Genomic DNA, 24,633 nt, shown 5'->3' on the forward strand with positions numbered 1-24,633 from the left:
AGGTTCACTTGCCGCTGTAAAGAAGCCCCAAGCAGGACGTGAAGTCATTGCGCATTCCTTGCAATCGCTGTTCGATCTGCTGCTCGTTGGAATGCTCCTGGAGATAGCGCTCGGTCACGTCATTCCCGATGCTCATCACGAGGCAAAGAGTCTGGAGATCGTCGGAATCAACGGCACGCTGCTTGGCTACCTCAAGCACCACGTTGAGCAAGGCCATCTTGTTGTTGTATGCCTGTCGGTCACCGAGCTGCCAGCTCAAAGCAGGAGAACCGACCACGGACAGTACAAACGCCATGGCAAAAAAGGATCCCGGTCGGAACCGAGATATCTTTCGGCTCTTGATCAACATGCTGAAGACAGTAGAGATTCCCTCCAAGGTCAGCAGACATCCTTATCAAAACTCTCGGAGTTCTGACAAAATTACCCTTCAAGGATCACTCTTATGACGAAGCGTCGCTCACTGATCTCCCTTCTCTCCGCATGCCTGGCAATTTCAGCCTGCGCAACCCTTGGAGATGGCGATGCATCAAGGGTGGATTTGATTCGCAAAAGGGGAGAACTGCGATGCGGCGTCAGCGGAAAGATCCCAGGTTTCAGCTTCCTCCAGAGAGATGGCAGCTATGCGGGCCTTGATGTGGATCTATGCAAGGCCTTCGCGGCAGCGATCATCGATGACCCCAGCAAGGTGCAATACAGACCTCTCACAGCACCGGAACGATTCACAGCACTGAAAACTGGAGAGATCGATCTTCTTTCACGCAACACAACGTTCAACCTCAGTCGAGATGCTTCAGGTGGAAATGGCGTGAGTTTCGCGCCAGTCGTTTTCCACGATGGGCAGGGGTTATTGGTGCAACGAAACAGCGGAATCCGCAGTCTTAAAGATCTCAAAGGTCAGTCGATCTGTGTTGGCTCAGGTACCACGACCGAACAGAATCTGAATGATGCGTTTCAGTCACTCGGGCTGCCATATAAGCCGATCAAATATCAGGATCTCAACCAAGTGGTTGCTGGTTATCTCCAGGGACGTTGCCAAGCAATGACCTCAGACCGATCCCAACTGGCATCAGCACGCTCAGGGTTTGAGCGACCTGAGCAGCACGTCATTCTTGGCGATATTCTCAGCAAGGAACCTCTGGCTCCCCTGTCTTCAGGTGGTGATCAACAACTCTCAGACGCCATGCGCTGGGTGGTTTATGCAGTGATTACAGCAGAGGAGATGGGAATCACCCAGGCCAATGTCGACAAAAAGCTTCAAGAGGCGCAGAACAATCCTGATCTAACGAAGTTGCGACGGTTTCTTGGTGTTGAGGGTGATCTAGGCGACAAGCTGGGCCTCAGCAATGATTTCGTGGTGAACGTGATCAGGGCCACCGGCAACTACGGAGAGATCTACAACCGACACCTGGGACCAGACAGCGCCGTTCCAATCCCACGCGGACTCAATCAGTTGCATCGCGATGGAGGTGTCATCACCGCGCCACCATTCCAATGAAACCGTTCCCATGAAACGGAAACGCTTCCCATGGCTTGAGATCGTTCTGTTGATCGTGGTTCTCACGCTTGTGGGAATTCTGGTCAACAACCTTGCGGTGAATCTGATCCGCACAGGCTTAGGGCTGAGTTTCGAATGGCTCTGGCAGCCTGCAGGATTCGCACTCAGCGAACACGCACTTCCCTATCAACCAGGAGACAGCACAGCCTGGGCTTTGCTGGTGAGCTGGCTCAACAGCCTCCGGGTGATCGCAAGCAGCATCGTGCTGGCCACGGTGCTGGGTGTTGGGGCCGGAGCTGCAAGACGAAGTCTCAATCCCCTGCTCCGGCAGCTGGCGGCCTTGTACGTGGGCTTGATCCGCCAAATTCCATTGCTGCTGCAGCTGCTCTTCTGGTATTTCGTGGCTTTTCTTGGCCTGCCATCCGAACCGATGGCTCCCGTTGGAGCGCTGATCAGCCTCTCCAATCAGGGCGTCGCCATTCTCGGTCTGAACCTGAGCGTGGAGTTTTCTGCGGTTTTGGTGGGCTTAAGCGTCTTCACTGGTGCGGCGATCGCGGAGGTGGTTCGCGGCGGGCTCGACTCCGTCCCTAAGGGACAGTGGGAAGCATTCCGCAGCCTGGGAATCAGCGAACTCCTGGGCCTGAAAAAGGTTGTGTTGCCACAGTCTTTGCCGGCCATTCTTCCTGCCCTGAGCAGTCAGTATTTAAATCTGGCCAAAAACAGCACGCTGGCAATCGCCGTTGGCTTCGCAGATCTCTACGCCGTGAGTGATACAGCGATCACTCAGACAGGAAGAGCCATCGAAGGATTCCTGATCCTTCTGCTGAGCTTTCTTGCACTGAATCTTCTGATCAATGGAGGCATGCAGGTGCTGAATCGAATCGTGGTTCGTCCTGCACAGCGCACCTAGCATCAATTAATCAGTTCTTAGCCCATGAATTCCCGTCGTATCGCTGCGGTGCTGCTGGTCATCGCCGCAATCGCTGCGATCCTGCTTCCCTTTGCTTCCGCAACTCTTCTCACCATTGGAATTGGTGGAATCGCATTTGCCGCAGGCATCGGTCAGTTTCTACGACTCGGCGATGAGAGCAACAGTCAGGGAAAACTGTTTCGCGTTCTCTCAGGACTGCTGTACATCGGTGGCTCAATCTTCATCCTGATTGATCCCATCGACAGTGAAGTCAGCCTCACCTTGTTTGCAGGAATCCTGCTGTTGGTCGAAGGTGTCATGGAGCTTGCCTCTGGAGCCAGTGCATCAGGTCCAGCCGGTGGCTTGAGCCTTGTTGATGGCATACTCACCTCCTTAATTGGCGTTCTGCTGGTGTTGGAATGGCCGTCCGACAGCCTCTGGGCACTGGGAACTCTTTTCGGAGTCGCGTTGTTCACTTCAGCTCTAAAGCTTTTCAGCTCACCAGCAGAGCAGCCCGGGAATTGATGACCGGGTCACGGACTGCCTATCGGAAACGACTCCTCCAGGCCAAACGTCATCCACTGCAGACACTGCTCAGCGTTGTGATCCTGACCCTGATCGCTTGGGTCGTCTGGTCCACAGCGAGATGGCTGGTTTTTGGTGCTAACTGGTCTGTGGTCTCGGAAAATCTGCCGCTTTTCGCCGTTGGGGCCTATCCGGAGAACGAGCGCTGGAGACCTTGTCTTTGGCTTGGATTGTTGTGCCTGATGACGGCAGCAACTTTGCTGCAGCCTCTCGTGTCAGCACGCTGGCGACTCAGTGGATTAGCTCTGTCATGGTGCTGGCTCGCCATGCTCCCGTTCGGCCTGCTGCTGCTCGCAGGCGGAGCTGGATTGCCGACCGTGAGCTCCAGAGATTGGGGTGGTTTAACGCTCACGGTCCTGCTCACCGGCTTCAGCGGTCTTCTGGCTTTGCCACTGGGGGTCCTGCTGGCCCTTGGGCGCAGAAGCAAGCTGACACTGCCACGCCATCTCTGTCGCTTTTACATCGATGGAATGCGCGCCGTACCGTTAATTGCCGTGCTGTTTTTCGGACAGCTGCTTCTTCCTCTGTTTCTGCCTGTCGACATCGAAATCAATCGTGTGCTCAGAGCCGTCGTGGCCTTCGCGCTGTTTGCGGCCGCCTATGTCGCCGAGGATGTCCGCGGAGGTTTACAAGCCATTCCAGGTACTCAGCTCGAAGCAGCGGCAGCTCTGGGGCTGGGTCCATGGCAGATCCAACAGCTCGTGGTTTTGCCTCAAGCTCTGCGCGTGGCTGTGCCGGCACTCACGAATCAAGCCATTGGCCTGCTCCAGAACACCAGCTTGATGGCCATCCTTGGACTGGTGGAACTGCTCGGGATCAGCCGCAGCCTGCTGGCCAACCCTGCCTATATCGGCCGACACCTCGAGACCTACATCTGGCTTGCAGGGCTGTACTGGCTGGTGTGCACCGCCATGGCCCTCATGGCTCGCCAGCTTGAACGTCAGGGCCCTTCTGCCTCCACTTCAGCCATTCCTTCATGACCATTGCCGTCAGAGCCGAATCCATCACCAAGACCTTCAACGGTTCACAAAAAGCGCTCGATCAGGTGAACCTCAGCGTCAACCACGGCGAAGTGCTGGTAGTCATGGGACCCTCCGGTTCCGGCAAGAGCACGCTGATTCGCACATTCAACGGGCTTGAGGCCATCGATGCCGGGCAACTGGAGATCGTCGGCATCCCTCTGGATACCGATCAGGATGAACGGCAGATCCGACGGATTCGCCGTCGTGTCGGGATGGTGTTCCAACAATTCAACCTGTTCCCACATCTATCGATCCTCGACAACATCACGCTGGCACCGATCCGTGTGAGGAAGATCAGCAAAGCCAATGCAGAAGAACGGGCTCGCGGCCTTTTGGCACAAATGGGGATTGCCGACCAGGCCATGAAATATCCCTCTGAATTGAGCGGAGGTCAGCAACAACGGGTGGCCATCGCCAGAGCACTGGCCATGGATCCCGAGCTGATGTTGTTTGACGAGCCCACCAGTGCCCTGGATCCAGAACGGGTTAAGGAAGTGCTGGATGCCATGCGCAGACTTGCTGCCGATGGCATGACGATGATTGTTGTGACCCATGAGCTCGGATTCGCGCGTGAAGTCGCCGACCGGGTCTTGTTCATGGATGCAGGTCGGGTCGTGGAACTGACGGACTCATCCACATTCTTCACCCAGGCAAAGGAGGAACGCAGCCGACGTTTTCTCAATCAAATGGCGCACTGATCAGGATCTGGTCCGAAGGAACCTGTTGTTTTGACAAGGACTTGGCCATGGTGAGGATGTGTTGGAGAGATCGCATATCAATGCTGATCGTGGAGAACAGAACGAAGGATGCAGCCAGAGTTGATCTGGAGCTCTGCAGGCCATGCAAACGAACGATCCAGTTATCGGCTCACCCAGACCCGTAACGCGTTATGGACCAACGCGAACGGGTTCAGAAACTGTGCGAAGACCACGCCGAAGATCTCCGCGACCTTGCCATCGAAGTGGGGGCTCATCATCAGTGGGATCTAACCCTGCCCGTCGCGGTGATCGATGCCCGTTCCGATAGACGACGATTCCACGTCACTGCGGTGGGAACGATCGGCAATGTTGTCCGGGTCTCCACGACCATTGACCATCCACTGATGCAACAGCTGTTCGAACTGATCCAGACCAGGAGTGATCAGTCCGCATTGGAGCTCATGCTCAGCAATGCCGAGTATGGAGAGGAGTTTGCAGGACTCTTCGAGATCTATCGCGAAGAACGCAGCGGTGGAGCACCTCTATGGAGCGCGTCGGATGCGGCATCCTTCGTTGTCAAATCCAAGGAAGCCTTCGACAACCGAGAACTTGCCGTAGTGGCCTTGCTGCCAAGCGATCCACATGACGTGGTGACGTTTGGCATCCCACTTCACTACTACGGGATCGAGACAAGCTGATCCACACGGTTATGGAGACGCAGCAGCGCATCCTCTGCCGCCGAGAGCTCCCGTTCGGTCACCAACCAACGCTCATTACCAAAAGGGAGGCTGGCCACCTGATCAGACAGCTCCAGCTGCAGCTGCTGGCATCGCTCAGCCAGGGTCGCGCTGAGCTGAAGAAAATGCCGTTGTATCAAGCAGGAGGGTGCTGTGAAGCTCATCATTACCCCTTAGCACGGACGGATGAAAGTCTGGCACAAGGGGCTTGGTTTCTACTGTTGATGTGTTGATTCATGCCCCGTGCTGAACCTCCTCTGGGAGATGGCTCCCTGCCTGCTCGGGGGAGCACTGATTGGACGATGGCGACCCCAGTGGATCGCACCACTGGCCCTTCCGTTGGTGCGATTTGGCGTTCCTTTGAGCCTGATGGGGCTACTGCTGCATGGCGGCATCAATGGGTCGCTGTTTGGGATGGCGCTGCTCGCGGTTGCAGCCATCGCACTCATGCTGGTGATCCTGCACTTGTTGAGTTCTGGCAACGCTGCTCTGAGCCAGCCGGATCTGCAGATGGGCAGCTGCATCGGCAACACGGCTTACTTCGGGATTCCAGCCACCCTGGCCCTGCTTCCACCGGAGGCGCTAGCGGTGAGCATTGGCTACGACCTGGGCGCAACCCTTTTGACCTGGAGCCTGGGACCTCTCTGGCTCAGCCGAAGAGGGCAAGCGGGAACCACCCGTGGGCGCTGGCGAGATCTGCTTGGACATCTCAGCGCCAGTCCAGCCACTAGGGGATTGCTTGGGGCACTGATCGTGAAGGCAACCCCGTGGCATGAACCAATCCGTGATGCTCTTTGGCTGCCATCACGAGCTGTGATCGTGCTAGCGCTGGTTGTAGTGGGTATGCGGCTGGGGGATATCGCAGCACGAAAGCTGAAGGGTCTAGACGTCGATCTGACTGCTCCGCTGATCTGCAAACTTGTTTTGTTTCCGACCCTCATGCTGCTGATCAGCCTGGCCTTACCCCTGTCTGGCTATGCACGTCAGGCGTTGGTTCTGCAGGCAGCTGCCCCAACCGCAATTTCCGTTTTGCTGATCGCTGAATCCGAACAATTGAACTCAGCCAGACCAGCACAACTGATCTTGATCAGCACACTTGTCGCGCTGATCAGTGTTCCGATCTGGGGTCTGCTGATCAGTCCACTGAACGGAACACCCTGAACGTGAGATTGAGCCTTGCTTGCCTCACGCGCTTTCTCACCGGCAAGCCATGCATCCAGAGCCTCTGACAATCAGGATCCATCAGCAGCAGATCGCCGTCAGCCAGTGAGACATCGCAACGGGCTCCACTGACTCGATGGCGGAATTGCAAATCCCTGCTTGATCCCAGCGACAGCGAAGCGATCGGAAACGAGGCATCAATCTCTGGTTCGTCATCAGCGTGCCAGCCCATCCGGTCCTGACCATCGCGATAGAAATTGAAAAGACAGCCATTGAAAGGCGCTGAGCTTCTGGACGAGACGAGATCCAGTAGTGGACGGAACCAGTCCGGCCAGCCCTCTCCACGGTGAACTGCACCGCTGTACCGATAGGCAACCTGATGATCGGCCAGAAAAGCCGTCAGTCTTGGCACGCGATGCCATCGTCCATAAACGCGGACCTGCGGCTGATCCCAGTTGATCTCCTGAACGCAGCGATCCATCCAGATCTGGCGGTCGTCAGGCGATAGCCAGGCTGGCTGATGGGTCCAGTTCATCACTTCAACGGCCTCATTTGCGGCCATCCGCTGCTCACCCTCACGGCCGAGCACTCTGGCGCTCACGCAGCCTTGATGGAGCGTGAAGACGGATAACAGGGTGAGCGAAGTTGCCGGGCACAGCCCATAGATTGCATAGATGGGAGCACGGATCACGCTGGAAACGTTCCTGAAGCGAGCTAAACAGCGCTTCGGTGATCAGTTCGACTACTCCGATATCCAATGGCGGAGCTTCAAGAGCCCTGTGAAAATCCGTTGTTGCAAACACCCTGTTCAGGAAATCACCATCACGCCTGAACGACACCTCCAGACCACTGGGGGCTGCAAACATTGTCTGCGTGAGCGCCGGGTTGAAGCGCTCGAGCGTGAACTGAATAGATCATCCGCCCAGCCGGCGGCTGAGGTACCTCGCACCGCCGCCAAGGCGATCGCAGCCGAGTGAAAACGGGATTCAACCGTGCAGCTTCTCAAACCAGAAGCCGGCGAGTTGCCAACTCGACAGCAGGAAAATGCCCAGAAACAACCAGTTGAGCCAGGCAGGACGATCCTTCTTTTCGAACATGCAGGCTGAAATGAGTGATGTCATTGTCACCCAGAAGCGAGTCCAATCAATCCAGTTCCAGCGAGCAACTGTGAGTGATCAGGCATTGTCAACCTGAAGAGATCTCTTGAGATCATGCATGCCCTCAAGCTGCTGATGAACGGCTTTGAGCTGTCTTTGAATGTGATCGCTCTGGGGAAGACCACTGAGTGAAGCCAGTGCAAGCTCCAAGTGATGCTTGGCATCAATCAACAGACGACAGTCCAAGCTGCCAGGTTCATAACTCATCCGCAAAAATCAGCTCTGACCATTCAGCGACAGAGCTCGAGCAATGGCTGTGTGAATCACAACACTCTGATGTGTTGCTCGTGACTCCAGCAATCGAACGCAGACTGCCTGCGTCAGCCAGCCACCGCTTCGACTTCGACAACTCTCACAGGGTCCATGAATTGGTTGGTGAGGTAACGCAGCGTGCGGTTCCTGATCAGCTCAACTTCCAAGGCATTCCAGGCGCCACCGACCAGGCAACCCACGAGTGGAATCGTTTTGGTGATCAAGGCTCTCTTCGTCACCCTGCGACCAAACACCCTTGTCATCACTGCATTAATCAGGCGCAGGCTGCGCTGGTTGATCAATCTGAGCACAACGTCTCGCGTGGTGGTCTTCACAGCCTTGAGACCAAACTCCACAGCCAACTGACTGATCACAGTCGAGCCGAACACAGGAATGAGCAATTCATATCGAGCTGCTTCGCTGTCGAGAAAACCGGGAATCAAGAGTTCGGCGGCACAGGCCGCAGCGAAAAGCTGTGCACGGGTGGTAACGGAAAGATCAGCCAGCGCACCAGCCACACTGAGCAGCGGATTCGCCGCCAAGCCCATGGCAGCGCCGGCTGTGATCACACGCAGACGCACGTCGCTGAAGGCTTGCTCCGCAAGCTCATAGGCCGTCGCATCCGGGAAGCGCCTGCGAAGCAGCATCACTTCCTGACGGACTTTATCGACGTCAAAACTGATCACCCAGTCGAGATAGTCGGCAACCGAACCGAGCGGCAACGCAATCTCCCGATTGATGCCTTCAAGTTATCGGGAGTGGTGCCTAACTTCAGGCTCAACACACATAAAGCAGGCTGAAAGGATGAGCGCAAAACGCCCAACAACAGACTGAAACCGACAGCACTGATCGCATGAATTCCGGCTTCGGCGATGAACGCCTGATCTTCCCTGCAACCCAGCGCAACCGCATCCCGATTGGAGATGTGCTGTCGCAACAGCTCCCATCCAAAGGATTGATTCTTGAAATCGCCAGTGGGTCCGGCGAGCACGGCGTCACCTTCCAGAAACGCTTTCCAGAGCTCACCTGGCAATGCAGTGATCCCGATCCTGAGCATTGCCGAAGCATCGACTCTTGGATTCGTCACGAACAGCTGACCCTGAAGATGCCGGCTGCGCTGCAACTGGACGTGAGAGACAAAGGCTGGCTGAAACAACTGACAGAGCCTGCACAGGCCGTGGTTGCGATCAACCTGCTCCATATTTCTGACTGGAACTGCACAACCGCCCTGTTCACGCAATCAGCGGCAGTGCTCCCAAGCGGTGGAACACTCTGCGTGTATGGGCCCTTCAGCGTTGATGGCCATCACATCAGTGAAAGCAATCGAAGCTTCGATGCCTCCTTACGCGGAAGGAATCCTGACTGGGGAGTACGGGACCAGACGAGCGTTCTGAAACAAGCCTGCACGGCGGGCTTGACGCTTCAGAACATCACCTTGATGCCTGCTAAGAACCGCATGATCACCTGGGTCCGCTGAGACCATCAGTGCCCGCGCAGACACCCAGAAGCGACTGACGGAAACGATCACAGCACCAAAACCACGCAAAACCGGCTCAAAGCAACTCTGAAGCAACTTCACGGTGACTCAGTGGTGACTACACAGTCACTTCAGGCTATGGTGCTTCTGACGTGAAGACCGAGCGGATGGCGCCCCTACGGGAAAACCAGGTGAAGCTCACGGTTTCCGTTCCACCGAGCCTGCACGTGCTGCTTCGCAGCTGGGCTCAGTGCGAGGGTCGAGAGCTGACCAGCGTGGTCTTGCAGTGTGTTGAGCTGTCAGTACGCCAACTCAAAAGCAACGGTTCGATCCCTGCCGGTGCAGTCCGGAACTACGAAGTGGCCTGCGAAGAACGTCTGGCCGCCGGCAGCGCAACGCCATGAATATCGTTCAGATCGAGGATGCCCTCATAGCCCCCTGCATGGATGCCGTGATCGCCGTCACGGAGCGCTACCAGTTCCTGGAAATCCACCGTGGCGCGCGCGTTTTTACCGCATACAGAGAGATCGACCATGTGATGTACCTGGGGTTCCAAGACGATCTGAACGAACAGTCCCTCAAACAGCTCAGAGAGCGAGGCTTCCAATTGCTGGAGGCGAGGGAAGGAACACGTCGCGAGCACAGGCTGCTCCTTTTGACGTTGAAGGAGATCGGCTATTCCCACAGCTACGGGGAGGGCTATTACGAGGCATCGAGATCTCTCGCTCGCCACTTGCGCAATCTCGGGTGGCCGCTAGGGGCACTCGCACAGCTGCTCAAGAGCCCGCGCATCAACAGAGAAGATTCAACCGGCTGACAAGCACGATTCTGATTCTGATCAGCAGGGCATGACCTGTTGCAAGGACTGGAGCCCAGCCCATTGCTGGAGCGCATTCCAGGAGCGCAGACGTTGCTCGATCCAGGAATGGCCATCGGCATTGAGATGAATGCCATCCGGCTCCAGCCACTGCAACCAGTCAGGCTCAGCCTGCATGGCCCGGTGAAGGCTGAGATAAGGAACATCCACCTCAAGACAGGCTTCCTCGATCTGGGCTTCATGCAGAGAAATATCGCTGTTGCTGTACCAAAGACAATCGGCGAACGGCATGGCGTGTTCATCAACAGGCGTCAACCCGAGAACAAAAACGGAGCCATGGGGCTGAATGGCCCGCAGCAGCTGTTCAAAGCCGAAGCGAAAGGCCTGCGCATCAAGAGGTTGTCGGCCGTCAGAGCGACCAACCCGAGCCGTGTCATTGAGCCCCACCGATAACAAAAGGGCCTCGGGCCTCTTCCGGCGCAATTCCCCTCGGCAAGACCACTCGCGTTCCCATCGAGCTGACACGGCCTCGAGACCGTCACCGCGAACACCGAGCCCGTAGATCAGCGGCGCATCCGGGAGCTGCATCCAATGGCAGCGAAGACGTTCACACCATCCACCTCGCTCACGATCTCCCCAGCCCACCACGCCGCTGTCTCCAATCACGATCAGTTGACGGGGAGCCCGCATGAATCCACTGCTGTTCGGCTGAACAGGGTCAGCTTTGCAGCCAGTGCTGCCGTGACTGATCACTAAGCCATTCACCGATCAGGGTCAGCACCGCATAGGTGGTGATCAACAACAACACCGCCGCCCAGTGAAAGGAACTGAGCGACTCCAACAGTTGCCAGCCCAGACCGCTTCCACCGATCAGACCGACCACCACCGTTTCACGCAGAATCACATCACTGCGATAAGCCCCATAGGCGAGATAGGAAGGGCTCCTGGGACTGAGTAATCCATACAGCCAGCCCATCTGCGAGGACGCACCGCTGCTGGTCAGAGCAACTTGAGCGGAGTCATCCTGCTGCTGCAAACCCTCCTGCAGCAATCGCCCCATCACCCCGCTGTTATGGAGCCCCAGCGCCAGTGCACCAATCGCCAGAGTTGGCTGGTTGCTGAGCAACAACAGAAGCACAGCAAGAGGTGGGGGTATCACCCGCACCAGGACCCAAAAGCCACTGATGCAGCGTTGCCAGAGAGGCGCTGGGGTCAGCAGAAGCAGCAATGGCGGCAAGCCAATGGCGATTCCAGCCGCCAGCACAGTCAGGATCAAGGTGTCCCACAGCATCGAGATCCAAGGGAGCTCCTCTGCCGCCAAGCGAAGACTGCTGAAATCAGGCCAGTGCAAAGGAAGCCAGATCAGGGAGCCTGTATCGGGAAACAGGTGAGCCAACCAGACACCGCCAAGACCTGCTGACATCACAACCGCGACGGCAAACCCCATGACCTGGCGCTGTCCGAAGTGAGCTTGTTCACCCCAGCTCCTCCAACAGCGGAGTCCCTGCTCCAGAGCAATCGTGACCAGCGTCAACAACCACAGTCCCGTCCACAGTTCATGGAACTGCAGAGATTTCAGACTCAGTTCCAGATCCATCCCCAGACCGCCAAGCCCGAAGACCCCAAGCAAGGTGGCACTACGCAACGCACACTCCAGTCGGTAGCCCCCATAACTGACCAGCACCGAGCCCATGGCAGGCGACAACGCCGTCATGCAGGCAACCATGGGAGAAGAGCCGGTCTGGAGCATGGCCTGAAGCCGGGAAGGATCGAGGCTTTGCAGCTGATCGCGCCAGACCCGGGCGATCAGGCATGAATAGGGGATCGAGATCGCCATCACCGCAACCCAGCGATGCAGACCAAGCACCTGCAGCAGCAGCAATCCCCAAATCAGCTCATGGACGGAGCGGGGCAGAGCCATCAGGCGCCGCAGCACGATCGCTGGCCAGACAGGAAGAGACCAGGTGAGCCAGAGACGCTCCGAACTCAGACACCCCAACAACACGCCGAGCACAAGACTGCAGCTCCATCCAGTGAGTGCCGTGGCGATCGTCACCTGCAGACCCATCAGCAAGGCCTTCAACAGAGCCGGATCCATGGAAGGACTGACGGCGCCGACCAGAAAGGAGCCCAAAATCTCCGCCCCACCGCCATGGGCTCCATTCAGCACCACAATCAGAACTGGGAGCAGAGCAAAAGCCGGCAACAGCACAAGGACGGGAGCAGTAAGCCGCATTGGAGCAATCACGGCGCATACAGATCGCGCAGATCATGGGCTGAGACAGTCGATGCAGGCGTATCGATCACAAGCCGTCCTGCGCGAAGGCCAAGCACCCGATCAAAACGATCGATCAGCTCTGGGCGATGCAAGGACACCACCACAGCCTGCGCTCCACTGCGCAGAGTGCCATCGGATTCAGGGATGAGAAGTCTCTCCAAGACTTCGGTCGCGATGGCGGGATCAAGACTGGCAAGGGGTTCATCCGCCAGCATCAGATCAGGTTGTTGTCGAAACAGTCGAGCCAGGGCCACGCGCTGCCGCTGACCTCCTGATAACTGCCCCACAGGACGATCAAGCCCCGTATCAGCCAGCAGCGATTCCTCCAGACCTGCCTGGCGCAGACAGGATCGACTGGCCTCCGCATCAATCCGAAACAACAGGTTGGCCAAAGCCCATGGCAGGCGACGGCGGCCAAGAGCGCCGGCATTGACGTTTTGCCCAATGCTGAGCTCTTCGATCAGACGCAGGTCCTGCCAGAGGGTGCCGATCCGTGCGCGCTGTCGCCGGCTGAGCGACGCAAGTGCCTCACCCTGAAAGCGCACGTGCCCTGCTGCTGGGAGCAGGCTGCCGTTGAACACACCAATCAGAGAACTCTTGCCAGCACCGCTGCGTCCGAGCAGGGCGATGCGCTCACCGTTCTGGAGCGTGAGACTTACAGCGTTCAGCCGATCCCCGTGGGGACCGGCAACACGCACCTCATCGAGCTCCAACAACGCTGTCACCTGATCTTGCCCAGCTCCCGGCCCACCTTTTCGATCGGCTTGTACTGACTCGCCTCTGCCGGAATGAAGCGCTTGGCCGTAAACAGCTCAAGAATGGTCACCTGACGCGGCGTGGTGGGCTCAAGGCCGAGGATCGCTTTCTGAAGGCGCGTGGTGAAACCCTTCCCGAACCGCTGATCGAGCTTCGGGCGAACAACCCAGTGGTAATCAACGTATTCAGGCGTTCGCCAGATCGCACTTACCTTATCGGTGTTCACGCGCCCGTTGTTCACCGCTGATGTCCAGACCTGCTCATTGAGCGCACCCGCTTCATAGGCACCGCTCTGCACCACGGCGATCGTGGCGTCATGGCTGCCACTGAATCCGGCTCGACCACCACTGAACTGACTCGGAGTCACTCCGGCTTTGGCAAGAAAATGTTGTGGCATCAAACGGCCGGAGGTCGAGCTCTCTGAACCGAAAGAAAACCGCTTGCCTCGCAGACTGGTGAGACCGTTTATCGCGCTGATCGGTTGCAGCCCGGAGCTTGTGTTGGCAATGAAGACACTGCGGAAGCGGGCATCAATGTCGCGCTGAGCAAGCACCTGAGCCCCTGGCGTCTGCAGGCGGGCCTGCACACCGGTGAGGCCACCAAACCAGACGAGATCCAGTCCACCAGTGCGAAAAGCGCTAACAGCCGCTGGGTAGTTGCTGACCGGTACATAGCGCACCTTCACATTGAGGCGATCACTCAATTCGTCTGCCAACTGGCCATAGAGACGATTCAGTCGCTCAGGATTCTGATCAGGAATGGCCCCCACCTTGAGTGTGGGCTGGGCAAGAACAGGCAAGACCGTTGCCCCTTGGCAGAGCAATACGGCCAGCAGGGCAACGGCCTGGCGTTCTCGTGAAGGCATGTCGCTAAAAACCTTATGAGTGAGGAGAGTATTTCCCGATCTCAGCCGGCTGGAAGCAAGCGGGCGAGGCGAGACAACCCATCAGCGATCGTCTCACGCGAGACAGCACAGGACAGACGCACACAGCGGTCGTCTCCAAAGGCGCCACCAGGGACGATGGCCAACCCCTCCTCCTCCAGAGCCTTCTTACAGAAACTCACCGAATCACCGCAGCCGTCGGGGAGCTGGGGAAAGGCGTAAAAGGCTCCATTGGGAGGAACGAGCGTGATGCCTGGGAGGGCCTGGAGCCCCTGAACGAGAATGGTCCGGCGCTCGTTGTAGCTCTCCGCCATTTGTCTCACACAGTCCCTGGAGCCCTCGATGGCGGCGATGGCTCCTCGCTGCGCAAAGCTGCACACATTGCTGGTGCTCTGGCTCTGAAGAGCGGAGGCTGCCTTGATCACTGAGGCGGGGCCACTGAGATAGCCAAGGCGCCATCCGGTCATCGCCCAGCCCTTGGCGAAGCCATTCACCATGAAACATCGATCTCTCAGATCAGGGGCCAGAGCAGCGAAGCTGTGGTGCTCAACGCCGTCATCCAGCAGATATTCATAGATCTCATCGGTCATGACCAGCAGACGCGGATGACGCCGCACAAGCTCGGCCAATTGCTGCAACTCATCAAGACTGAGAACACGGCCGGTGGGGTTGCCCGGTGAATTGATCACCAGCAAACGGGTGGCCGGAGTGATTGCTGCCTCGAGGGCCTGCAGATCCAGGCAGAAACCGTCGAGCGCTGACGATGGAACTGAAATCGGCTTTGCACCGGCCAGGCGGGCCATCTCGGGATAACTGAGCCAGTAGGGCGCAGGAATCAACACCTCATCGCCTGGGTTGAGCAACACCTGGAACAGGTTGAAGATGGCCTGCTTGCCCCCGTTAGTCACCAGCACCTCGTCTGCCGCCGTGGGGAGACCGTTTTCGTTGGTGATCTTGCTGGCGATCGCCCGCCTCAGGGCAGGGTCTCCAGCCGCAGGTCCATAACGCGTGACCCCGTCACGCAGCGCCTGGATTGAAGCCTCAACGATGAATGAGGGTGTGCCGAAATCGGGCTCCCCGGCACTGAGGCTGCAGATATCGCGACCCTCCTGCTGCAAGGCCTTAGCCCTTGCACTGATCGCCAAGGTGAGAGAAGGCTGGAGGGCTTCAGCCCGGCTTGAAAGGGATGGCGGGCGTGACATCAGAGCGGCACCCCTCCAGTGGATGCGCAGGTAGAAGCTTGATCATCCTGCCTGATGTGGTGTCAAAAACAACAGAGAAGACGTGTTGTGCACGACAACCCAGAAACGACTCACACAGCCAGGCTCCAGACCAAGGATCATGTCGGAATGACTGGTGAACACATTGCTCTGAGCTGGGTGCTCGCCTCACGCAGGCCCGAGCAGCTGGCGAGGTTCTATGCGGATCTTCTGGGCACCAACCCCAAACCTGGCGTGGCAGCGCATCACTGGATTGTTCCTCTGCCAGGACAGGGAAGCCTGCAGATCTACACACCCTCACACAAGCGTCCATGGCCTGCCTCAGGCTCGGCGCTGGCGCCATGCCTGCAACGACGGGCAAAGGCTGACCCCCTGCTGGAGCTCCAGGCTTGGCATCAGCACGTGATTCAACTCGGAGGCAGAAGCACAGAAGAACCGAGGCTGGAATCTTTCGGAGCGGAATGCTGGCTGGAGGATCCAGAGGGCCAAAGTTTTTTGCTGCTTGTGCTTCGGCCTGAATCATCAGAACAGACGATTTGATGACAAAACCAGCGCTGAAACCGATGAATCTCGGCGAGCAGAGCCCTCAGCTGGTGGTTGGACGTGGCAATCCGAATGCCCGCCTGATGCTGATCGGCGAAGCACCCGGAGCGGAGGAGGATGCCCGTGGTGTGCCGTTCGTGGGTCGCTCAGGACAGCTGCTCAGTGAACTCATGGTCGAAGCAGGCCTGGATGAACAAAACGAGCTCTACATCTGCAATGTGATCAAGTGCAGGCCGCCCAACAACCGCAAGCCGACAGCGAAGGAGATCGACATCTCCCGACCCTGGCTGAGGCAACAGATCGATCTGATTGATCCCACACTCGTCTTGCTCTCAGGCGCCACAGCCCTGCAGGCGCTACTTGGCGTCCGAAGCGGCATCAGCAAGCTGAGGGGCCAGTGGCAGAGCCATGACGGCCGCGACTTCATGCCGGTGTTTCATCCCTCCTACCTGTTGCGCTTCCGCTCTCGCGAGGCTGGAACACCCCTGGACCTGACCCTGCAGGATCTGCGAGAAGCCAAACGCCGACTGCAGCTGCTCGAGCTGAGCTGAGCTGAGCTGAGCCATTGAGATGCACCAGGGTCCATGTCCACGTTGAGCGCTAAATGTGGTTCGACTGGGACATCAGCAAGTCATTGCGCTGACGTCTATGCCAAGGTTTGGCTCAGAACCCGTCCGATCCATGACCGGCACCTTGACCAGTGCTCCTGTAAGCAGCAGTGAAGTTGCCATCAATCCCCGTTACGACACGGTGATTCGCAGGCGCAGTACGCGCACGGTCATGGTCGGCGAAGTCCCCATCGGCAGTGAGCACCCGGTGGCCGTTCAATCGATGATCAACGAGGACACCCTCGACATCGAAGGATCCGTGGCCGGGATCCTTCGACTCGTTGATGTCGGCTGCGAGATCGTGCGGGTGACCACGCCCACCCTGGCCCACGCCAAAGCCATGGGCAAGATCCGTGCGGCTTTGCGCGCCCAGGGATGCAATGTTCCTCTTGTGGCGGATGTTCACCACAACGGCATTCGGATTGCTCTGGAAGTGGTCAAGCACGTGGACAAGGTGCGGATCAATCCCGGTCTGTTCGTCTTCGACAAACCAGATCCCAACCGACAGGACTTCAGTCAGGAGGAATTCGATGCCATCGGCGAGCGCATCAAGGACAAATTTTCGCCACTGGTCGAAGCACTGAAGAAGGAGAACAAAGCTCTCCGGATTGGGGTGAATCACGGCTCTCTGGCGGAGCGCATGTTGTTCACCTACGGCGATACCCCCGAGGGAATGGTGGCGTCGGCCATGGAATTTGTGCGGATCTGCGACGACCTCGATTTCCACAACATCGTGATTTCGATGAAGGCTTCCAGGGCCCCTGTGATGCTCGCTGCCTATCGAATGATGGCCGACACACTCGACAATGCAGGGTTCAATTTCCCCCTGCACCTTGGAGTGACCGAGGCCGGTGATGGCGATTACGGCCGCATCAAGAGCACCGCAGGAATCGCAACCCTGCTGTCCGAGGGTCTCGGAGACACGATCCGTGTCTCGCTGACAGAGTCTCCTGAAAAGGAAATCCCCGTCTGCTACTCGATTCTGCAGGCCATTGGCTTACGCAAGACCATGGTCGAATACGTGGCCTGCCCGAGCTGCGGTCGCACTTTGTTTAATCTCGAGGAAGTGCTGAATCAGGTGAGAAATGCAACCTCTCACCTCTCCGGGCTAGACATCGCCGTGATGGGATGCATCGTGAATGGTCCGGGAGAGATGGCAGACGCTGACTACGGTTATGTCGGTAAAGGTCCGGGCACCATCGCGCTCTATCGAGGTCGCGAAGAGATCCGCAAAGTACCGGAAGCTGATGGTGTTCAGGCGTTGATTCAGCTGATCAAAGACGACGGACGCTGGGTCGATCCTGAGTGAACTCGTTAATCTGAAAAGACGGCCCCGAAGGACATCAATGACCACCAAAAGTCCTCGACCGGCTGATGCACAGCACAAGGGTCTGTTGCTGATGCTCGGGGCAGGTGGCTTGACCGCAGCCATCGCTATTGCGTCACCAGGTCTTGGCCTCCCCAGCACCAATTCCTCATCGATTACCAACAGCCCCAAAGAGGTCATCGACCAGGTCTGGCAGATCGTTTACAGAGATTTTCTCGACTCTTCAGGAAAATATTCCCCTGAAACCTGGACCAGCCTGAGACGAGATCTGCTGGCAAAGAGCTATGCGGGCACCAGTGAGTCTTATGAAGCAATCAGAGGCATGCTCGCCAGCCTCGATGATCCCTACACGCGCTTTTTGGACCCCAAAGAGTTCAAGGAGATGCAGATCGACACCTCCGGAGAGCTCACGGGGGTTGGCATTCAAATCACTTTGGACAAAGACACCAAAGAGATTCTTGTGGTGTCCCCGATTGAAGGCACCCCTGCTTCCAGGGCCGGTGTGCAACCCAAGGACGTCATCGTCTCGATCGACGGCAACCCCACCAAGGGCATGACCACGGAAGATGCTGTGAAGCTGATCCGAGGTCAGGAAGGCAGCCAGGTCACTCTTGGGCTGCGCCGAAATGGGGAAGTGGTCACGGTGCCTCTCAAGAGAGCACGTATCGCCATCAATGCGGTTGAAAGTCGGCTCAATACAGCAGCAGATGGCAAAAAAGTCGGCTATATCCGCCTCAAGCAATTCAATGCCAATGCCGCCCGGGAGATGCGGGCTGCCATCCGTGAGCTCGAAAAAGATGGGGCTCAGGGCTATGTGCTCGATCTGCGCAGTAATCCGGGGGGACTACTCGAAGCCAGCATCGACATTGCACGGCAATGGTTGGATGAAGGCACCATCGTCAGCACCAAAACCCGAGATGGCATTCAGGATGTGCGCCGCGCCACTGGTAACGCGCTGACCAACAGTCCGGTGGTGGTGCTGGTGAATGAAGGTTCAGCCAGTGCCAGCGAAATTCTCTCCGGGGCACTCCAAGACAACAAACGAGCCGTTCTGGTTGGTCAGAAGACCTTTGGCAAGGGATTGGTCCAGTCCGTCCGTGGCCTCTCCGATGGATCCGGGTTGACGGTCACCATTGCCAAATACCTCACCCCCAAAGGCACCGATATTCACAAGAACGGCATCCGCCCGGATGTGGACGTGAAGCTGAGCGATCAGGAGATCGAATCGCTGACCGTGGAACAGCTCGGAACTGGCAAAGACAGTCAGTACCGGGCTGCCGAAACCACCTTGATCAAAGCGCTGCGATCACCACAACGCGGTCAGGCTTATCAACCAGGATCCGCAAACCTGCGCTCCGCTTTTCAGCGATAGGGAAACAATCCAAATCCCTCGCGTTCACGCGGCTATCCGTGCGAACCGGGTTCCGATTGACGGGGACCGTTGCCATTGATGGGATGGATACAGGGCTGTTCTGAATCCTGCGCACCATGGTTCTGCAGCCTCCAGCTGCGTTGATCGCTCCATCGACAGTGGCGAGTTGGATGCATTGCCCCCATCGTGGTTCCCATCCCCAGATCTGGCCCTGGCGATCAAGCAGATCAACAGCCTACGCGCGGCTTAGCTGTCGTTCTCGCATCAAGCATGTGGCTGTGGCCAGTGATGCGAGCTGGAGAGATGAGGTGCGACCTGGCGCTGTTGCAGTGGGGTAACGGGTCACGGGCATGACGGGACGTCTCCTTCCCGCAGGAAAAGCTCCGATGGGAAGCCCCCCCCATCGGAACAGCGGCCATGGGAACAGCCCCCATCGGCATGGAGCCATTGCCACCGAACTGACCGAGGGCAGCCAGTGCTAGTTGCATCAGTAATGAATTCATGATTCATCCCAATGGATCGGGGTGAAACAACGTTTTGACGGCATTCAGACGAGAACCTCAGCTCCGCAATAGCGATCGAACAACTGCAGAACATCACGTGGAGGGAGCTTGGCGGTGTATCTGGCTTCCAGTTCAGCCAACTGCTGCTGACGGGGATACACACGAATCGAACGCACCTCCGCCGGATGACTCCGCGCAAGGGCTGAGTACATGGCGCAATGGTGCTTCCGATCTGAGATAGGGCCGCAATGCAGCGCTGCATGCGATGGGTTGCCTCGTGGGCAAGGGTGTCCCAGTCCTGGGCTGGGGAGCTGTGCGAGCGACAAACCACAAGGGTGTCGCTGCTTGGGTGATACAAACCCTGGAGCCCTCCTTGAGAGCAATCCCTCTGAACCACGCGCAAACCAGCCTGCGTGAGCTTGTTGCGTAGAAGATCAATGGCTTCCCAGGACACCTCCTACGCCGGAATGGCTGCAAAGACTGACAAGCAAACGGCTAGAAGCCAACACCACCAACATCGAAGCAAAGCTTGGCTCAAATGCCCTGAACAGCGTGAAACTGTTCCAGGTTCTTATGCAGAAACAAAAAAACCATCACTGGAGGGTGATGGTTGAAGGGATGTGACTGAAAGGAGATAGGCAAGCTTGGACGTTTTAGGCCACAGGCTGCATCAATCCACCTCCAGGTGAGGAATCATCGTCGTCATTATTTTGCGAATCGTCCTGCCATAGGGCATAGACACCCAGTGCCGCAGCCCCAATCAGGCTTGAAAACAGACCCATGGAACCCACGCTGCTAATTGGATCGATGAATTCGCCCACGTGGTCAATTTTGCTCTCGTCAGTGTAACGAAGAATTGCGCAATGTGTAGGAACTCTCTCATCTTTGCCCGTTCGCAAGGATCAGTGCGAAGGGTTAAACGCTGAGAACGGCCTCGTTACGGGCGGTTTGCTGTTTTTCGCGCTCATCGGCTGTGAGTCCTTCGGCATCAGGAATCTGAGCGGCCATCTGCTCAAGCCAGCTCTTGATTTCCTCAAGCTGCTTCTCCATCGGCAACACTCCCAGGCCTCTGGCCATCACCTTGGCCGTCGCACCAGCCCCGGGCTGATAGACAAGCCGACCATGTAAATGCTGCGGCAACCCCTGGCGTAACAGGCGAAAAGCCGGCTCCTCCATCGGTGTCTCCAACGCGATGTTCGGCTTCTCAGGACGGATGCGTGAAAAACCGCAACGTTTGGCCAAAAGCTTCAGATCCATGAGTTGGAGCAGCGACTGAACCGGTCCGGGCAGAGCGCCGTAGCGATCGGCCCAAATTGCTGCAAGTTCAACCAAAGACTCGCTGCTGACACACTCTGCTGCCGATCGATAGGCCGCCATCTTCTCGTCGGCATCGGTGATCCAGTCAGCAGGAATGAACGCAGTGACCTGCAGATCCACCTGGGTATCGTCGACCGCAGGAATGTCCTGGCCCTGGATCTCGGCCAGGGATTCCTGAAGCATCTCCATGTAGAGATCAAATCCGATGGCTTCCATCTGCCCGCTCTGCTGCACTCCCAATAGGTTTCCAACCCCGCGGATCTCCATATCCCGCATCGCCAGCTGATAACCACTGCCCAGCTGTGCAAATTCCTGAATCGCCCTCAGTCGCTGCCGTGCCGCTTCACTGAGAGAGGCATTACCGGGATAAAACAACCAGGCATGGGCCTGGATGCCACTACGACCGACACGTCCTCGCAACTGATAAAGCTGCGCCAGTCCGAATCGATGGGCATCCTCAATCAGAATTGTATTGACTCTGGGGATGTCGAGTCCGCTTTCCACGATCGTGGTGCAGAGCATCACATCCGCTTCACCGCCGTTGAAAGCCACCATGGCGCTCTCCAGCTCGCCCTCAGCCATTTGACCGTGCGCCACCAGTAGTCGCAGGCCAGGAAGCATCTGACGCAGCTGACTAGCCACATCTTCAATACCCTCGACCCTCGGGACCACGTAAAAGACTTGGCCTCCGCGATCAAGCTCCTGACGAATGGCACTGCGAACCGCCTCTTCATCAAGAGCGGCCAGATGGGTCTTGATCGGTCGGCGCAAGGGAGGGGGCGTGGTGATCAAGCTCATCTCACGCACTCCTGAAAGGCTCATATAGAGCGTGCGCGGAATCGGCGTCGCCGAAAGAGTGAGCACGTCGACGTCCTTACGCAGCGCTTTGATCTTTTCCTTTTGGTTGACACCGAAGCGCTGTTCTTCATCCACCACCAGCAGTCCGAGCTTGTCGAACACCGTGCTCTTGCTCAGCAGCTGATGCGTTCCCACAACGGCGTCGATGGTGCCTTTCTTAAGACCTTCAAGGATCGACTTCCGCTCGCTGGTGGTTCGGAAGCGATTGAGCAGAGCCACCTTGATGGGATAGGGCGCAAAACGCTCTGAAAGCGTTCTCCAATGCTGCTGGGCAAGCACTGTTGTGGGAGCCAACATCGCCACCTGTTTACCGGCCGTAATCGCCTTGAAGATGGCCCGAATCGCTACCTCGGTTTTGCCGAAGCCCACATCGCCGCAAACCAGGCGATCCATTGGTTGCGACTTCTCCATATCCCGCTTCACGTCGACTGTGGCCTTGAGCTGATCCGGGGTTGGTTCATAGGGGAATGACTCCTCCAGCTCGTTCTGCCAAGGGCCGTCAACCGGAAACGCGAATCCAGGGGCCTGATGTCGCTCGGCGTAAAGCTTCACCAGGTCGAGCGCCACCTTGCGCAAGGCCTTTCCGGCACGTTCCTTGGCCTTGACCCAGGCCGATCCGCCCATCTTGCTGAGTTGGGGTGGAGCATCACTGTTGGCGCGATAACGACCGAGGCTGCCCAGCTGATCGGCCGCCACCCGCAGGATGCCATCGGCGTACTGCACCACCAGGTAGTCACGCACCTCACCGCTGATCGCCAACTTTTCCAGCTTCTGGAAACGGCCGATGCCGTGATTGCGATGCACCACGAAATCCCCAGGCTGCATTTTGTTGGGATCCACCGTGCGACTGGCTGCCTTGCGGCGGCGGCGCACATAGCCCGTGCTGGTCAGGGTTTGCTGCCCAAAAAACTCGCGGTCAGTGATGAGAGCGATCCGCCAGGCGGGAAGCTGCAGCCCCTCGAGGTCAGCAGTGCCGCGTGTCTTCAAAGCAACAGGTGTTCCCTGTTCAATCAGACGCTCGATGGCAGGCGCATCAGCAGCATTGGGAACGAAACGACTGATGCAGTCATGCTCTTCGAGCAACGCAACAGCTCGACTGGGCTGGGCAGACAGCAGCCAAACGGCCTGTTTCTCCTTGCCGTAGCTCTTGATCAGTTCACCAAGCTTTCCGAACTGATTGGGATAGGCCGGCACAGGACGACTGTTGAGATCAAAAGCGTTGGGATGGTCATCACTTTCCTGCAACTCAGCCAGATCAAACCCTGGGAAAGCTTCAGCCAGCCCCATCGCCTCCTCGATGTCGCGATGCAGGATCGGCAACGGCAATGCCAGTTCGTCGTGATGCTCGCTGGCATGGTCCAGCCACTGGTCCCCATGGGAGCGGCCATGACGTCGCTCATCAATGGCCACAAAGCTGTTGGCCGGGAGATAGTCGAGAAGTGAGGCAGGCTGCTTCCAGGCCAGTCCAAGTAGGCGGCGCATGCCCTCGGGAGTCCCCCCTTCCAGCAATTCAGACAGTGATTCCTCACTGAGAAACTGATCGAGACCATCGGGCATGGCATCGCGCAGCTGTTCAGCGATCAAAGGACTGAAGCCTGTCGGGGTCAGCCTCAGACTTTCGATCGGGTCAAGAGAACGCTGGCTGGCGGGATCAAATTCACGCAGCTTGTCGAGCTCATCACCAAAGAACTCCAGACGCACCGGCAGTTCACTGCTGACTGGGAAAACATCAATGATGTCGCCACGTCGGCTCCAGGTACCTTCCTGGTCGATGGTGGAAACCCGTTCATAACCAAGCTGGGCCAGGCTGGTGGCTAGATCCTCAAGGTCGACGCTGTCGCCTTTACGAAGGGTTCGGCATCGATCAGATAAAGCCTGCGGCGGTGGCAAATGCGGTTGAAGACAGCGCTCCGTGGCCACAATCGCCAGATCGCAGCTCTGTTGATCGAGCTGCAATTCACTGAGCACCTGTAACTGCCCCCAAGTGATTTCACTGGTGGGGTCAAACGGTTCATAGGGCGAACCTTCACTGGTGGGATAGAGCTGGGCACTGCGCCAGCCCATCAGGTCCAGAAGAGCCGTCCAGCGCCCCGCCTCCTCAAGGGTCGGCACGACCACAAGCAGAGGCCGATCCTGTTGGCGCGCCAGCGCACTGGCCACAAGAGCCCTGGCCCCCCGACCACCTCCGCGGAGCAGGAGCCGGTCGGGGCGATCGATGCGTTCGCCGAGCTCACTGGTCAGCGCTGAGCACTGCAGCAGGCGCACCAGGGAGCTGAGGGGCATGGCAGGACCACTGACGGCAACGCATGATTGTCGCAATTCACAGTTCGCCACTGCGTGTATCAGCACGCGCTCTTCGGCCATGCCTCGATTCCGCTGCCCTGATTGCTGTTGTGGTCCTGCGGTCGTCCTACACCCTCCGAAAGGGGCCCTGCCCGTGTGCTTCCGTTGCGGCACCGTGATGGAACGGCAGCCACTGGTGAAGCCCATTCCACTGGCTGTCTTTCTGACCGTGAGCTCAGCCCTTGTGGGACTCTCCATACCAGCGCTTCTGGGCCCTCCACCTCCTTCCAGACCTCCGACATCGGAGAACCTCGCTTAAGTCATCCCTTCACATCCAAACGAATCCAGACCCAGCGCCACCATGAACAAGCCGA

Annotated in this window: 30 protein-coding genes; 17 read left to right on the forward strand and 13 right to left on the reverse strand. The window is 57.6% G+C overall.

From position 1 onward, the window contains the following. Positions 1-4 precede the first annotated feature (4 nt). On the reverse strand, positions 5-295 hold the full coding sequence (locus tag DXY37_RS09400) for a hypothetical protein (protein WP_115126363.1): 291 nt from the start codon (positions 293-295) through the stop codon (positions 5-7). 147 nt (positions 296-442) lie between these two features. Between DXY37_RS09400 and DXY37_RS09405 the strand changes: the two genes are divergently transcribed. The 6 genes from DXY37_RS09405 (at position 443) to DXY37_RS09430 (ending at position 5,408) form a co-directional block, all read left to right on the forward strand. Continuing rightward, positions 443-1,495 (forward strand): amino acid ABC transporter substrate-binding protein, encoded by a 1,053-nt coding sequence (locus DXY37_RS09405; RefSeq protein ID WP_115126364.1) that lies wholly within the window; start codon positions 443-445, stop codon positions 1,493-1,495. Between the two features lie 10 nt (positions 1,496-1,505). After that, positions 1,506-2,405 carry an ABC transporter permease subunit gene (locus tag DXY37_RS09410; RefSeq protein ID WP_115126365.1) on the forward strand — a complete coding sequence of 300 codons (900 nt, stop codon included), beginning with the start codon at positions 1,506-1,508 and terminating at the stop codon, positions 2,403-2,405. A 24-nt stretch (positions 2,406-2,429) separates the two neighbouring features. After that, complete coding sequence (locus tag DXY37_RS09415) at positions 2,430-2,930, forward strand: HdeD family acid-resistance protein (RefSeq protein WP_115126366.1); 501 nt, start codon at positions 2,430-2,432, stop codon at positions 2,928-2,930. After that, entirely contained in the window at positions 2,930-3,970 is a 1,041-nt protein-coding gene (locus tag DXY37_RS09420; protein WP_115126367.1) for an amino acid ABC transporter permease, read from the forward strand. The genes DXY37_RS09415 and DXY37_RS09420 overlap by 1 nt, the downstream gene beginning before the upstream one ends. After that, on the forward strand, positions 3,967-4,710 hold the full coding sequence (locus DXY37_RS09425; protein WP_115126368.1) for an amino acid ABC transporter ATP-binding protein: 744 nt from the start codon (positions 3,967-3,969) through the stop codon (positions 4,708-4,710). The genes DXY37_RS09420 and DXY37_RS09425 overlap by 4 nt, the downstream gene beginning before the upstream one ends. Before the next feature lie 191 nt (positions 4,711-4,901). Beyond that, positions 4,902-5,408: a hypothetical protein gene (locus DXY37_RS09430; RefSeq protein ID WP_115126369.1), complete on the forward strand. Its 507-nt coding sequence runs from the start codon at positions 4,902-4,904 to the stop codon at positions 5,406-5,408. On the opposite strand, the gene DXY37_RS09435 is transcribed toward DXY37_RS09430, so the two are convergent. Further along, positions 5,387-5,587 (reverse strand): hypothetical protein, encoded by a 201-nt coding sequence (locus DXY37_RS09435; RefSeq protein ID WP_244277013.1) that lies wholly within the window; start codon positions 5,585-5,587, stop codon positions 5,387-5,389. The genes DXY37_RS09430 and DXY37_RS09435 overlap by 22 nt on opposite strands. Before the next feature lie 103 nt (positions 5,588-5,690). On the opposite strand from DXY37_RS09435, the gene DXY37_RS09440 reads away from it, so the two are divergent. After that, positions 5,691-6,608: an AEC family transporter gene (locus DXY37_RS09440; protein WP_244277015.1), complete on the forward strand. Its 918-nt coding sequence runs from the start codon at positions 5,691-5,693 to the stop codon at positions 6,606-6,608. Here DXY37_RS09440 and DXY37_RS09445 read toward each other — a convergent pair. Further along, positions 6,583-7,299 (reverse strand): alpha-ketoglutarate-dependent dioxygenase AlkB, encoded by a 717-nt coding sequence (locus tag DXY37_RS09445; protein WP_244277017.1) that lies wholly within the window; start codon positions 7,297-7,299, stop codon positions 6,583-6,585. The genes DXY37_RS09440 and DXY37_RS09445 overlap by 26 nt on opposite strands. Here DXY37_RS09445 and DXY37_RS09450 point away from each other — a divergent pair. Further along, complete coding sequence (locus DXY37_RS09450) at positions 7,283-7,585, forward strand: hypothetical protein (RefSeq protein WP_115126370.1); 303 nt, start codon at positions 7,283-7,285, stop codon at positions 7,583-7,585. The two genes, DXY37_RS09445 and DXY37_RS09450, sit on opposite strands and share 17 nt — an antisense overlap. A 198-nt stretch (positions 7,586-7,783) precedes the next feature. On the opposite strand, the gene DXY37_RS09455 is transcribed toward DXY37_RS09450, so the two are convergent. Together DXY37_RS09455 and DXY37_RS09460 are read right to left on the reverse strand one after the other, a co-directional pair. Continuing rightward, the gene (locus tag DXY37_RS09455; RefSeq protein WP_067096978.1) at positions 7,784-7,972 is read right to left on the reverse strand and encodes a hypothetical protein; all 189 of its coding nucleotides are present in this window, start codon (positions 7,970-7,972) and stop codon (positions 7,784-7,786) included. A gap of 113 nt (positions 7,973-8,085) precedes the next feature. After that, positions 8,086-8,739, reverse strand: a complete 654-nt coding sequence (locus tag DXY37_RS09460) for a hypothetical protein (protein WP_244277019.1) — start codon at positions 8,737-8,739, stop codon at positions 8,086-8,088. Between the two features lie 131 nt (positions 8,740-8,870). Between DXY37_RS09460 and DXY37_RS09465 the strand changes: the two genes are divergently transcribed. The 3 genes from DXY37_RS09465 to DXY37_RS09475 all read left to right on the forward strand — a co-directional run bounded on the left by DXY37_RS09465 (position 8,871) and on the right by DXY37_RS09475 (position 10,311). Beyond that, positions 8,871-9,494, forward strand: coding sequence for a DUF938 domain-containing protein (locus tag DXY37_RS09465; protein WP_115126372.1), 624 nt, complete (start codon positions 8,871-8,873; stop codon positions 9,492-9,494). A gap of 167 nt (positions 9,495-9,661) precedes the next feature. After that, on the forward strand, positions 9,662-9,898 hold the full coding sequence (locus DXY37_RS09470; RefSeq protein ID WP_115126373.1) for a hypothetical protein: 237 nt from the start codon (positions 9,662-9,664) through the stop codon (positions 9,896-9,898). Beyond that, entirely contained in the window at positions 9,895-10,311 is a 417-nt protein-coding gene (locus tag DXY37_RS09475) for a hypothetical protein (RefSeq protein WP_115126374.1), read from the forward strand. The genes DXY37_RS09470 and DXY37_RS09475 overlap by 4 nt, the downstream gene beginning before the upstream one ends. Before the next feature lie 21 nt (positions 10,312-10,332). On the opposite strand, the gene DXY37_RS09480 is transcribed toward DXY37_RS09475, so the two are convergent. From DXY37_RS09480 to DXY37_RS09500, 5 genes are read right to left on the reverse strand one after another with little or no spacing between them, the layout of a single operon-like run. Next, on the reverse strand, positions 10,333-11,001 hold the full coding sequence (locus DXY37_RS09480) for a GDSL-type esterase/lipase family protein (RefSeq protein ID WP_115126531.1): 669 nt from the start codon (positions 10,999-11,001) through the stop codon (positions 10,333-10,335). Between the two features lie 28 nt (positions 11,002-11,029). Next, a complete protein-coding gene (locus DXY37_RS09485) occupies positions 11,030-12,547 on the reverse strand; it encodes a phosphonate ABC transporter (protein WP_170951833.1) in 1,518 nt (505 codons plus the stop codon). Between the two features lie 8 nt (positions 12,548-12,555). Then, positions 12,556-13,314, reverse strand: a complete 759-nt coding sequence (locus DXY37_RS09490; RefSeq protein WP_115126375.1) for an ATP-binding cassette domain-containing protein — start codon at positions 13,312-13,314, stop codon at positions 12,556-12,558. After that, a complete protein-coding gene (locus DXY37_RS09495) occupies positions 13,311-14,210 on the reverse strand; it encodes a putative selenate ABC transporter substrate-binding protein (RefSeq protein ID WP_115126376.1) in 900 nt (299 codons plus the stop codon). The genes DXY37_RS09490 and DXY37_RS09495 overlap by 4 nt, the downstream gene beginning before the upstream one ends. Positions 14,211-14,251: 41 nt before the next feature. Further along, the gene (locus DXY37_RS09500; protein WP_115126377.1) at positions 14,252-15,430 is read right to left on the reverse strand and encodes a pyridoxal phosphate-dependent aminotransferase; all 1,179 of its coding nucleotides are present in this window, start codon (positions 15,428-15,430) and stop codon (positions 14,252-14,254) included. Between the two features lie 147 nt (positions 15,431-15,577). Between DXY37_RS09500 and DXY37_RS09505 the strand changes: the two genes are divergently transcribed. The 5 genes from DXY37_RS09505 to DXY37_RS13685 all read left to right on the forward strand — a co-directional run bounded on the left by DXY37_RS09505 (position 15,578) and on the right by DXY37_RS13685 (position 19,780). Continuing rightward, positions 15,578-15,988 (forward strand): VOC family protein, encoded by a 411-nt coding sequence (locus DXY37_RS09505; RefSeq protein ID WP_115126533.1) that lies wholly within the window; start codon positions 15,578-15,580, stop codon positions 15,986-15,988. Beyond that, entirely contained in the window at positions 15,988-16,542 is a 555-nt protein-coding gene (locus DXY37_RS09510) for a uracil-DNA glycosylase (RefSeq protein WP_244277021.1), read from the forward strand. Before DXY37_RS09505 ends, DXY37_RS09510 begins: the two co-directional genes overlap by 1 nt. Positions 16,543-16,672: 130 nt before the next feature. Continuing rightward, positions 16,673-17,908: a (E)-4-hydroxy-3-methylbut-2-enyl-diphosphate synthase gene (gene ispG, locus DXY37_RS09515; RefSeq protein ID WP_115126378.1), complete on the forward strand. Its 1,236-nt coding sequence runs from the start codon at positions 16,673-16,675 to the stop codon at positions 17,906-17,908. A 37-nt stretch (positions 17,909-17,945) separates the two neighbouring features. Then, positions 17,946-19,298: a S41 family peptidase gene (locus DXY37_RS09520; protein WP_115126379.1), complete on the forward strand. Its 1,353-nt coding sequence runs from the start codon at positions 17,946-17,948 to the stop codon at positions 19,296-19,298. A 350-nt stretch (positions 19,299-19,648) separates the two neighbouring features. After that, positions 19,649-19,780, forward strand: coding sequence for a hypothetical protein (locus DXY37_RS13685; protein WP_256377374.1), 132 nt, complete (start codon positions 19,649-19,651; stop codon positions 19,778-19,780). Between the two features lie 65 nt (positions 19,781-19,845). Here DXY37_RS13685 and DXY37_RS13605 read toward each other — a convergent pair whose 3' ends face one another. The 3 genes from DXY37_RS13605 to mfd all read right to left on the reverse strand — a co-directional run bounded on the left by DXY37_RS13605 (position 19,846) and on the right by mfd (position 24,259). Beyond that, positions 19,846-20,013, reverse strand: a complete 168-nt coding sequence (locus DXY37_RS13605) for a hypothetical protein (protein ID WP_244277023.1) — start codon at positions 20,011-20,013, stop codon at positions 19,846-19,848. A 441-nt stretch (positions 20,014-20,454) separates the two neighbouring features. Beyond that, positions 20,455-20,622 (reverse strand): hypothetical protein, encoded by a 168-nt coding sequence (locus DXY37_RS13340; protein WP_170951834.1) that lies wholly within the window; start codon positions 20,620-20,622, stop codon positions 20,455-20,457. A 94-nt stretch (positions 20,623-20,716) separates the two neighbouring features. Further along, positions 20,717-24,259: a transcription-repair coupling factor gene (mfd, locus tag DXY37_RS09540; RefSeq protein ID WP_115126535.1), complete on the reverse strand. Its 3,543-nt coding sequence runs from the start codon at positions 24,257-24,259 to the stop codon at positions 20,717-20,719. A gap of 79 nt (positions 24,260-24,338) precedes the next feature. Between mfd and DXY37_RS09545 the strand changes: the two genes are divergently transcribed. After that, positions 24,339-24,578: a hypothetical protein gene (locus tag DXY37_RS09545; RefSeq protein WP_115126382.1), complete on the forward strand. Its 240-nt coding sequence runs from the start codon at positions 24,339-24,341 to the stop codon at positions 24,576-24,578. The last annotated feature ends 55 nt before the right edge of the window (positions 24,579-24,633 follow it).

It is taken from the genome of Synechococcus sp. GEYO (genome assembly GCF_900473955.1).
Lineage (GTDB): Bacteria > Cyanobacteriota > Cyanobacteriia > PCC-6307 > Cyanobiaceae > Synechococcus_C.

Bases quoted from the DNA above. Each gene is read 5' to 3' on its own strand.
- DXY37_RS09400 (WP_115126363.1), bottom strand. From the start codon at position 295: ATGGCGTTTGTACTGTCCGTGGTCGGTTCTCCTGCTTTGAGCTGGCAG.
- DXY37_RS09405 (WP_115126364.1), top strand. From the start codon at position 443: ATGACGAAGCGTCGCTCACTGATCTCCCTTCTCTCCGCATGCCTGGCA.
- DXY37_RS09410 (WP_115126365.1), top strand. From the start codon at position 1,506: ATGAAACGGAAACGCTTCCCATGGCTTGAGATCGTTCTGTTGATCGTG.
- DXY37_RS09415 (WP_115126366.1), top strand. From the start codon at position 2,430: ATGAATTCCCGTCGTATCGCTGCGGTGCTGCTGGTCATCGCCGCAATC.
- DXY37_RS09420 (WP_115126367.1), top strand. From the start codon at position 2,930: ATGACCGGGTCACGGACTGCCTATCGGAAACGACTCCTCCAGGCCAAA.
- DXY37_RS09425 (WP_115126368.1), top strand. From the start codon at position 3,967: ATGACCATTGCCGTCAGAGCCGAATCCATCACCAAGACCTTCAACGGT.
- DXY37_RS09430 (WP_115126369.1), top strand. From the start codon at position 4,902: ATGGACCAACGCGAACGGGTTCAGAAACTGTGCGAAGACCACGCCGAA.
- DXY37_RS09450 (WP_115126370.1), top strand. From the start codon at position 7,283: ATGGGAGCACGGATCACGCTGGAAACGTTCCTGAAGCGAGCTAAACAG.
- DXY37_RS09455 (WP_067096978.1), bottom strand. From the start codon at position 7,972: ATGAGTTATGAACCTGGCAGCTTGGACTGTCGTCTGTTGATTGATGCC.
- DXY37_RS09465 (WP_115126372.1), top strand. From the start codon at position 8,871: ATGAATTCCGGCTTCGGCGATGAACGCCTGATCTTCCCTGCAACCCAG.
- DXY37_RS09470 (WP_115126373.1), top strand. From the start codon at position 9,662: ATGGCGCCCCTACGGGAAAACCAGGTGAAGCTCACGGTTTCCGTTCCA.
- DXY37_RS09475 (WP_115126374.1), top strand. From the start codon at position 9,895: ATGAATATCGTTCAGATCGAGGATGCCCTCATAGCCCCCTGCATGGAT.
- DXY37_RS09480 (WP_115126531.1), bottom strand. From the start codon at position 11,001: ATGCGGGCTCCCCGTCAACTGATCGTGATTGGAGACAGCGGCGTGGTG.
- DXY37_RS09485 (WP_170951833.1), bottom strand. From the start codon at position 12,547: ATGCGGCTTACTGCTCCCGTCCTTGTGCTGTTGCCGGCTTTTGCTCTG.
- DXY37_RS09495 (WP_115126376.1), bottom strand. From the start codon at position 14,210: ATGCCTTCACGAGAACGCCAGGCCGTTGCCCTGCTGGCCGTATTGCTC.
- DXY37_RS09500 (WP_115126377.1), bottom strand. From the start codon at position 15,430: ATGTCACGCCCGCCATCCCTTTCAAGCCGGGCTGAAGCCCTCCAGCCT.
- DXY37_RS09505 (WP_115126533.1), top strand. From the start codon at position 15,578: ATGACTGGTGAACACATTGCTCTGAGCTGGGTGCTCGCCTCACGCAGG.
- DXY37_RS09510 (WP_244277021.1), top strand. From the start codon at position 15,988: ATGACAAAACCAGCGCTGAAACCGATGAATCTCGGCGAGCAGAGCCCT.
- ispG (WP_115126378.1), top strand. From the start codon at position 16,673: ATGACCGGCACCTTGACCAGTGCTCCTGTAAGCAGCAGTGAAGTTGCC.
- DXY37_RS09520 (WP_115126379.1), top strand. From the start codon at position 17,946: ATGACCACCAAAAGTCCTCGACCGGCTGATGCACAGCACAAGGGTCTG.
- DXY37_RS13685 (WP_256377374.1), top strand. From the start codon at position 19,649: ATGACGGGACGTCTCCTTCCCGCAGGAAAAGCTCCGATGGGAAGCCCC.
- DXY37_RS13605 (WP_244277023.1), bottom strand. From the start codon at position 20,013: ATGTACTCAGCCCTTGCGCGGAGTCATCCGGCGGAGGTGCGTTCGATT.
- mfd (WP_115126535.1), bottom strand. From the start codon at position 24,259: ATGCCCCTCAGCTCCCTGGTGCGCCTGCTGCAGTGCTCAGCGCTGACC.
- DXY37_RS09545 (WP_115126382.1), top strand. From the start codon at position 24,339: ATGCCTCGATTCCGCTGCCCTGATTGCTGTTGTGGTCCTGCGGTCGTC.